Source organism: Atribacteraceae bacterium, from assembly GCA_035477455.1.
Lineage (GTDB): Bacteria > Atribacterota > Atribacteria > Atribacterales > Atribacteraceae > DATIKP01.
Genome location: DATIKP010000153.1, coordinates 1 through 8,355, shown reverse-complemented (window position 1 = coordinate 8,355; position 8,355 = coordinate 1). Strand labels below are relative to the sequence as shown.

At 54.1% G+C, this 8,355-nt stretch carries 8 protein-coding genes; 6 read left to right on the top strand and 2 right to left on the bottom strand.

Annotated elements, in window-relative coordinates; all coding sequences use genetic code 11:
* Window positions 1-125 precede the first annotated feature (125 nt).
* Together lpxI and lpxB are read left to right on the top strand one after the other, a co-directional pair.
* Entirely contained in the window at window positions 126-941 is an 816-nt protein-coding gene (lpxI, locus tag VLH40_08990; GenBank protein HSV32137.1) for a UDP-2,3-diacylglucosamine diphosphatase LpxI, read from the top strand.
* Between the two features lie 5 nt (window positions 942-946).
* Window positions 947-2,056 carry a lipid-A-disaccharide synthase gene (gene lpxB, locus VLH40_08985; protein HSV32136.1) on the top strand — a complete coding sequence of 370 codons (1,110 nt, stop codon included), beginning with the start codon at window positions 947-949 and terminating at the stop codon, window positions 2,054-2,056.
* A gap of 254 nt (window positions 2,057-2,310) precedes the next feature.
* Here lpxB and VLH40_08980 read toward each other — a convergent pair whose 3' ends face one another.
* Window positions 2,311-3,543 carry a hypothetical protein gene (locus VLH40_08980; protein ID HSV32135.1) on the bottom strand — a complete coding sequence of 411 codons (1,233 nt, stop codon included), beginning with the start codon at window positions 3,541-3,543 and terminating at the stop codon, window positions 2,311-2,313.
* Between the two features lie 288 nt (window positions 3,544-3,831).
* On the opposite strand from VLH40_08980, the gene VLH40_08975 reads away from it, so the two are divergent.
* Window positions 3,832-5,580, top strand: coding sequence for an ABC transporter ATP-binding protein (locus VLH40_08975; GenBank protein HSV32134.1), 1,749 nt, complete (start codon window positions 3,832-3,834; stop codon window positions 5,578-5,580).
* Between the two features lie 33 nt (window positions 5,581-5,613).
* Here the strand turns inward: VLH40_08975 and VLH40_08970 are convergent, their stop codons facing one another.
* Window positions 5,614-6,159, bottom strand: a complete 546-nt coding sequence (locus tag VLH40_08970; GenBank protein ID HSV32133.1) for a DUF4416 family protein — start codon at window positions 6,157-6,159, stop codon at window positions 5,614-5,616.
* Between the two features lie 181 nt (window positions 6,160-6,340).
* On the opposite strand from VLH40_08970, the gene VLH40_08965 reads away from it, so the two are divergent.
* The 3 genes from VLH40_08965 to VLH40_08955 form a co-directional block, all read left to right on the top strand.
* Complete coding sequence (locus tag VLH40_08965; protein ID HSV32132.1) at window positions 6,341-6,823, top strand: ferritin family protein; 483 nt, start codon at window positions 6,341-6,343, stop codon at window positions 6,821-6,823.
* Window positions 6,824-6,875: 52 nt separating this feature from the next.
* Window positions 6,876-7,844 carry a DJ-1/PfpI/YhbO family deglycase/protease gene (locus tag VLH40_08960; protein ID HSV32131.1) on the top strand — a complete coding sequence of 323 codons (969 nt, stop codon included), beginning with the start codon at window positions 6,876-6,878 and terminating at the stop codon, window positions 7,842-7,844.
* A 105-nt stretch (window positions 7,845-7,949) separates the two neighbouring features.
* Window positions 7,950-8,355 (top strand): alcohol dehydrogenase catalytic domain-containing protein (locus VLH40_08955; GenBank protein ID HSV32130.1); only part of this gene is annotated, 406 nt, incomplete at its 3' end.

Here is an 8,355-nt window from a genome sequence, read left to right as displayed (position 1 = left end):
ACCCCCGGATGCGGAAAGGATCAAGCAGGAGAATCCCGGGGTCGTGAGTCAGGTCATTTGTGACTTTTATCTGGCCAGTAAACGGGGCGTGACCTGGTTTTCCAAAGAAAAAAAGAGCTTGAACGATGTCTGTTGAGCGTTTTCTCCTGATCGCTGGGGAAGGCGGGATTCCGGCCCTGGTTTACCGCCAGGCGATCCGCCGGGGTCATACCGTTAAAGTCGCATCCTTTTCCTTTTTTAAAACCGACCCGGATCTTCCCCGGGACCACGTGATGGAGTTCTTTTCCCTGGATGTACTGTTTGCCATCCTCGAAAGATTCGATTATTCCCATCTCTGTTTGTCGGGCAAAGTGCCCCGCGGTACCCTGCTTGAGTCCGCCAGGCTGGGGGAGGATTTGCTCCAGTCTTTGAAACGGTGTGAGGACTGGCGGGACGGCCCCCTTCTGACCGCGCTTTTCGAACGGATCCGCCAGGCGGGCTATCATCTCCTTTCCCCCCTTGATTTCCTGCAGGAATTTCTGACCCGGCCGGAGATCATCGTCGGCCCTGGCCCTACCCCGGAGGAGTGGGAAGACATCCGCTTCGGGTTTTCTCTCGCTCGGTTTCTGGCCGATTGGGAGGTTGGCCAGACGGTTGTGCTGAAAAGAAAAGCGGTGCTGTCGGTTGAGGCGGCCGAAGGGACGAATGAGGCGATCCGCCGGGGTGTTGCTCTGACCCGTGGCCGGGTCGTGGTCATCAAAGCCGCGCGCTCTTACCAAGATGGAATGGTCGATTTTCCGACTGCCGGGCCGGAAACGGTCAGGTTACTGGGCGAGTCGGGGGGAGGTGTTCTGGCGCTGGAAGCCGGGAAGACCCTGATTCCCGACCTCGCGACAGTGATCAAGTTAGCCGGTGAAGGTCGGGTCAGTGTGCTTGGTGTCGCGGGGAAGGATGAAATGTGAATGGTATGACTCTCCTAATTTCGGTCGGGGAACTCTCTGGCGATGTTTATGCGTCGAAAATTATCAAAGAGATTCACCGCCGTCACCCGCAATGGCGGATCGCCGTCCTGGGAGGGAACCTCAGCCGAAAAGCCGGCGCGGAGCTTCTCGCCGATACCGTGTCTCTGGCGACCTTTGGCCTCTGGGAACTGCTGGCCACCCTGCGGCGCTGGAAAGGGGTTTGGGACGCCAGCCGTCGCTGGATCATGGAAAATCAGCCCAACCTGGTCATCATCATCGATAATCCGGGTTTTAATCTGCGCCTTGGCCGGTTTTGCTACCAGCGGGGGGTTCCGGTTATTTGCTTTGTTCCCCCCCAGGTGTGGGCGTGGGGAGCAAAGCGGGCGCGCACCCTTGCTCAGGTGACGGAACGGATTCTTACCCTCTTCCCTTGGGAGGGAGCCCACTTTACGCGCTGGGAAGGACGGGCGGAGTGGGTCGGACACCCTTTGACCCGCCTCGTTCCTGAACTGGCCTACTTTACGGACCCGTCCCACCGGGAAAAGATCGTTTTTCTACCGGGCAGCCGCCGGCGCGAGCTGCTTGCCTTCTTGAGAGTTCTCGCCCCCCTGTTACCAGCTCTGGCGAAGCGGTGGAAAGGGATGGAAATGGCCATGGTCCTTTCCAACCCGGATTTCCGGGAGATCATCACCAGAATCCTCCCCGCACACCCGCTGACCCTTTACGAGCATGGGTCGCGTTATGAAGCCCTACGGGGGGCCCGGCTCTGTATGACGACCTGTGGGACGGTAACCCTGGAAGTCGCCTTCGCCGGGATTCCCCAAATCATTGTTTATCGGGTTTCCGCCCTGACTTACCGGATCGGGAGGTTGTTGCTCAAGCAACGTTTCTTCGGACTTCCCAACATCATCATGGGTCGGGAGGTCGCCCCGGAGTTGATCCAACATACTTTCACCGTGCAAAACGCGTTACGGGCTATGGAAGGAATACTGGAGGATCGTGACCAGCGACAGCAGGAAGCTTGGAGGCTCGCGACGGAACTGCGTGAAACACTGAGCTTTGGCGATCCATTCGACAATGTAGTCCGGGTGATCGAAGAACTTTATGATGAATAAAAACCTTGATTCCACTGCAATAAGTAATTCTGCTGCAAAAGAACGAAGGAAGCCCGGGCCTGAGTTGCCTAAATCAGCCGCCGAAATCACCGCATTTTCGCAGCAAATATGCCAAGGACGGCCTTTTCAGCATCACTGCAACCAGACCTGGTCATTGATGCGTGCGATAAAACACCAGAGGAGGCGGGGCTGATGGCAACGGGGCCTCGCTGAAATGAGTTTTTGCAGCAAAATCAACCTTTCCTTTTAACCCTTTATTGCGAGAGCAGTTCGGCGCAATACTCGGCAATCCGTAACGCCGCTCCCCCCGGACCCGGTATCCTGGGGAGTTTTTTCCGCATAGTGTCCCGATAGCCGGGATTATGTAGGATATGCTCTACTTCACGGGCAACCAGATCCGGGGTGATTTTCCCGACCAGTTCCGGAACGACGCTTTCACCAGCGATTATGTTCGGTAAGGCGGTGAATGGGAAGCGGCGGACGGCCTTCTGAATCAGCTTCCTCTTCAATCGCTTGCCGAACAAGGGGAGATAAGACAAGAAATCGACAAGGCCGCCGATATTGATATCTTCGGCTCGCTCAAGCGGGGTGACCACGAGCATCGGAGTTCCGTAAAACGCCGCCTCCAGGGTTTTCGTTCCTGGGATGGTGAGCATTAGGTCGGATGCGGCCATAATTTCGTGGGGGTGTTTTTGGACAATTTCGATACTTTGTCCTTGTGGGGTTTTGATCACGGGGAATGGGTGCTCAGTGGTCAGTATTCTGGTTTTCGGAGAGGGTTCGCTCCCGGTAGAGGAGGCCAACGCTCTTTCGAGATCAGAAAGTCCAGCAAAAGGGGAAAGGGAGAGAAAAAAGCGTACAGCCTGCTGAGCCGGCTTCAGGGAGTCGACGGTTTTCAAGAAAAAGGGGAGCATGTAGCGGATTTCGTTTTTTCGGCTGCCGGGAAACAGAGACACGATCAACTGTTGTCCCGGCGGGTCGAACTGCTGTCTCCAGTGGGGGGATGGGGGGGGACAGCCGTCGATCATCAGGTTGCCGGCTACCTCTATTTTGTTGCCGTCTGAGCCTTGGGTAATCAGCCGATCCCGTACTCGTGGGGTAGACACGAAAAGTCGTTGAAAGCGCTTTGCCGAATAGTGGGCATCCTGCCGGTATCCAACCAGAGGAACGCCGGTCCGCCGCTGGAGCACCAGCGGATAGAAAAGTTCTCCACCGAAATAGAGGATCACCGAGCGGGGTGATAGACGCCGGAGTTCAGGGAGTGATCCGGGACGAATGAGATAGCGTAGGTATTCCCACGGTTCGATGATGCGGACGACATTGGGTAAGGCTGTGCAAAAGAGGCTTTCCCCACCTGAGCGCCATTGGCAGGGCGGGGTTACGATAATCAAACGAATGCGGGGGAGCGCTTTCACGATGTGTTCGACGGCCGGTTTGACCCAGGAGGCGATTTCTCCCGGGGAATTGGCGAAAATGACGATAGTCAACCAAAGCCTCCCGGAGATATGTTGCAAACTTCTTCCTATTATAGCCTAAACCGGGGGTAGTGCTATCCCACTTACTGTTTTTGCCTGATCACCATCCGGTGTTAAAATAACCTTTCCAGGGTACGATTCTCAGTCAGATTAGCGTACAATAGGGTGAGTGGTGATTGATCGGCTGGAACAGCCAGGCCAGGAGTCAGTAATGCACTGTCCCCAGGATATGTACGGGTTGTCCCTAAAACAATGGGAGATTCTCCGGATAGCGTTCGGGTTCGCCGGTCGGGGATGGCTATGTTGAAAAAAAAGGAAAAGATATCCAGTTTTTTACGAGTCGCGAGATACCTCAAGCCCTATGGGTTGTTTGTCTTCGGGGCGTTGATGATGGCTCTGGTCGGAGCGGGTTCAAGCCTGATCCTGCCCTGGTTGATCAGGGACATCATTGATCGGGCCCTGATTGAGCGCAACCTCCAGATCCTCCTGATTATTGCGGTTTCAGTGATTGTCCTGTATTTTTTCAGGGGGGTGGCTTCCTACCTCCAAAGTTACTGGATCTCTCTGGCCGGATTCCGCCTGATTGCGAAGCTCCGCTCCGAACTCTATCAGCACCTCTATTCCCTCTCCGCCGCCTTTTTCCAGCGTACTTCCTCCGGAGATATCATCTCCCGGATGACCAACGATATTACGAACCTTCAAAACCTCTTTTCCAATGCCTTCATCAACCTCTTCATGAATGTGTTGATCTTCGTCGGGTCGATCGTAGTTCTTTTCTTTATCCACTGGCGGCTGGCCCTGTTTACGATCATCGTCATTCCCCTGGTGGGGGCCAGTATCGATATTCTGGGGAAAAAGATCCGGGGCGTATCGCACCTCCTGCAACACAAAACGGCTGTCTTGACCGATTTGGTCGAACGGGCGGTGATTGGTATGAAAATTATTCAGTCCTATGTCAGTGGTCATCACGAACAGGAGAAATTTGAGCGGGAGAACGAAGGGAACTTCTCCCTGGCTATGAAACAGGCTCGGGTAAAGGCCCTGTTCACTCCTCTGGTGGAGTTTCTGGCCTCTTTCTGTCTGGTGGCGGTGATCTGGTATGGCGGAAGGGAGGTGGTTTTCGGCCGCTTGACCCCGGGAGGTCTCATTTCTTTCCTGGGGTATTTAGCTGTGGCCGCCGGCCCCATGTCCCACTTTTCCAATGCGTTTCAGCTTTTACAACAAAGCCTGGCTTCGGTCGAACGTGTCTTCGAGATCCTGGACGTCAAGCCATTGGTGCGAGAAAATCCGGATTCCCTGGACCTGGCCACGGTTCGGGAAGAAATTCGCTTCCGCCACATCTCGTTCGCCTATGGAGGCTTGCCTCTGTTCAGGGATTTTAACCTTGTGGTCAGGAAAGGCGAGAAGGTAGGAATCGTCGGGCCGAGCGGAGCGGGAAAAACCACGTTTATCAACCTTTTACTTCGTTTTTATGATCCGGATGCCGGTTCGGTCGAGATCGACGGCGTTGATATCCGGGAGTTGAAAATCGCTTCCCTGCGCAACTTGATTGGGGTTGTGCTGCAGGATTCCTTGATTTTGGGCGGAACGGTGCGGGAAAATATCCTGTACGGAAAATTTACCGCTTCAGACGAAGAGCTGTGCAGCGCTTCGGAGAAAGCCCATGCCGATGAGTTTATCCGCAACCTGGATCAGGGATACGATACTCCGGTCGGCGAAAGCGGCAACCGGCTTTCCGGCGGCCAAAAACAACGGATCGCCATTGCCCGGGCCCTCCTGAAGAATCCCCCGATTCTGGTTTTTGACGAAGCGACCTCCAGCCTCGACCCGGAATCGGAACAGTTTATCATCGACTCCATTCACCGGATCGAGCGGGATAAAATCCTCATTGTCATTGCGCATTCCTTGCATGTGGTCGAGACACTAGACCGGATCATTTTTCTGAAAGACGGAGAAATCAACGGCGTCGGCACGCATCGGGCGCTTCTGCGAGACAATCCTGTGTATCGGGAGATCTTCGGTAAGCGACGCCGGGGTGTACGTGGGTGATGACGGGGAAAGCGAAGTACCGGCAACCCCGGTCTATTGAACCGGTTCATTCCGGGATTGATCCTGTGAGAGGCGGTGGAGGTCGCGGATCCGTGACAGGATCGGACGGTAGTCTATGCTGGAGTAATCGGGATAAGTGTGTTCGAACGGCCGGAAACTTCCCTTTTCCCAGCGTATAGTAGCCTCTCCGTAGATTCCCTTTCCCAGGTAGACGCGGTGGGAAGAGTTTTTTGTCGTAGCCAACACGATTTTCCCACCATCGAAATACCCGGGGTCGAGGTTGATTTGCCGGCTCTTTTCCCCGGTTGCAGTCTGTTCTTCGATCTGATTGGTTAGTATCTTGAGATCCGGTAGAAAGCCCGGATCGATGCGTTTCCGAAAAACCAGGAAAACCCGGAGGAGCTGTTCGCCAATCGAATGGTAGTATGTGGTGTGGGTAAATGGTAAGGGCTCGCTTGTCCATTCGATTTCGCCGAGCTTCTCCTGAAGGGTGGAACAGACGTTATCGAATATGATCGGATCCTGATACAAAACGGCGATAAACAGCGTTACCGGCGATGGTATACGTATGGTTCCCAAGATCGTCTCCCCCGGGTCGTTTTTTTTACAATTTCCCTTTATTATACGGTCCGGAGATGTCCGGGTAAAGAGTCGGGGAGGCAGTCGGCTTGATCACCGGAGGCGCATCCGTGTTACAATAAGTGTTTCAAGCCCGGTTGTCCTTAAGCGTTCTCGAAAAAAGGGGATGAGTCGATTGGCTATGAAGTTTTCCGCGGCAGAATTATTGGAGATGGCGATGGAGCTCGAGAAGAAGGGGATGGACTTTTACCGGAATCTGAGTAAACAGGTATTTGGTACGCAGACCAGGGATATTTTTTTGTTTTTGCACGACGAAGAGGAACGGCATCTCAGTTATTTTTCCGAGATGTATGAGACCCTGGACCGAAAACCGGTCGTATTTGATACCATGAATGAAGCCATCGAATACCTGGGAGCGATCATTGAGAATGGAGTTCTTGGGAAAGTGCTCAAGGGGGTAGACCTGACCGGGGGCGATGGGGGGGTCGGCCGGGCGTTGGATATCGGGATGGACGTGGAAAAGGAAAGTGTTATTTTTTACCAGGCAATGGAACCGATGATCCCCCACCAGAAACGGGACCTCCTCCGGAGCATTATTCAGGAGGAAAAAAAACACTATTTGAGATTGAGCGGGATCAAGCAAGACCTGGCTACTAAAGCTTGAGATTAGTTGGGGTCTGCGGAGAGGAACATGGCCGAAAAGGAGACCTGACCCATTGAAACATCGAAGAGTGATGATTTTTGTCGAAAATTTGTACCAGGAACTTTCGCTCTGGTACCCGTTTCTCCGGTTTCAGGAGGAGAGGATTGAAGTCCGTTTGGTAGGGACCGTCGATCGTGAGGTATTCACTGGGAAACACGGCTATCCGGCCCATCCGGAGTTTATCGCTTCTTCGGTGAACACCCGGGATTACGATGGTGCTATCATTCCAGGAGGGTTTGCGCCAGACTACCTGCGTCGGTATCCGGCGGTCATCAATCTGCTTCGGGAGCTCTTCGAGCAGGGGAAACTGATTGGTGCCGTCGGTCACGCTCCGTGGGTGCTCGCTTCCGCCGAGATCGTCCGGGGGAAGCGGATAACCGGCTCTTCCTCAATCCGCGACGATATTGTCAACGCCGGAGCCGAGTATGTTGAAGAACGGGTGATCACCGATGGCAACCTCATCACCGCCCAGGGGCCGGAAGATCTGCCGACCTTTGTCCGTGAAGCGTTGTCCTTTCTCTGGAAACGAAAACCCCGCCTGAATACCCCCGCCCCGGATGGCTGGATCCAGGACGTCAATGCGAATAACGGCAGGCTCTTAGACATTACCGCCGGTCGGCCTTCCCTGGTTTTCTTCTATGATTCGATTTTCAGCCCGCGATCGGTGAGTGCTTTGCCCCGCTTGAGTGAATTGGCGCAAGCTATTAGCTCCCGGGGAGGGGTTTTTATGGGAGTCAGCGCTGATTCGTTTTTCACCAATGCAGAATACTTAAGTAAGCATAAGCTCAGTTTCCCGCTGTTTAGCGATGTTTCCCGGGAAATTACCAAGGCGTTTGGCGTCATGGGAAAACACGAACTTCCGGAATGGTCGGTCTTTTTGATCGATCGAAACCGGATTCTCCGCTATGCCGAAAATTGCCCGAGTGGGGATTTTAATTCGCTTCCCGGTTTCAAAAAGCAGCTGGACGATGTTTTATCCTGATCTTCAGAAATTTGAGGTCCCAACCGGCCAGCCCGCTTATCTCCTGCCGGTCGGGAAAACGAAGCCACATTAACTCTGATTCCATATTGAGAAGGGAGAGAGAAGATGTCCTGGACGATGAAAGCAGCGGTTATGCAAGGTATTGGAAAGATCGAAATAGAAAACGTGGAAGCTCCCGTCCCCCGGGAACACGAAGTTCTGATCCGAGTGAAAAGTGTCGGAGTCTGTGGCTCGGATGTTCATTATTTCGTGGAGGGGCGTATCGGAGACTTCATTGTGGAGCCACCCTTCATACTGGGTCATGAGTGTTCGGGAGAAATCGCCGAAGTGGGTGAATGCGTGACCACGCTCAAGCCTGGTGACCGGGTTACCGTGGAACCGGGGGTGCCCTGCGGGGGCTGTGAAAAATGCCTGACCGGCCGGTATAACCTCTGTCCCGATATGACTTTCTGGGCCACACCGCCGGTCAATGGGGTGTTTTGCGAATACGTGACCCATCCCGCTCAGTTTG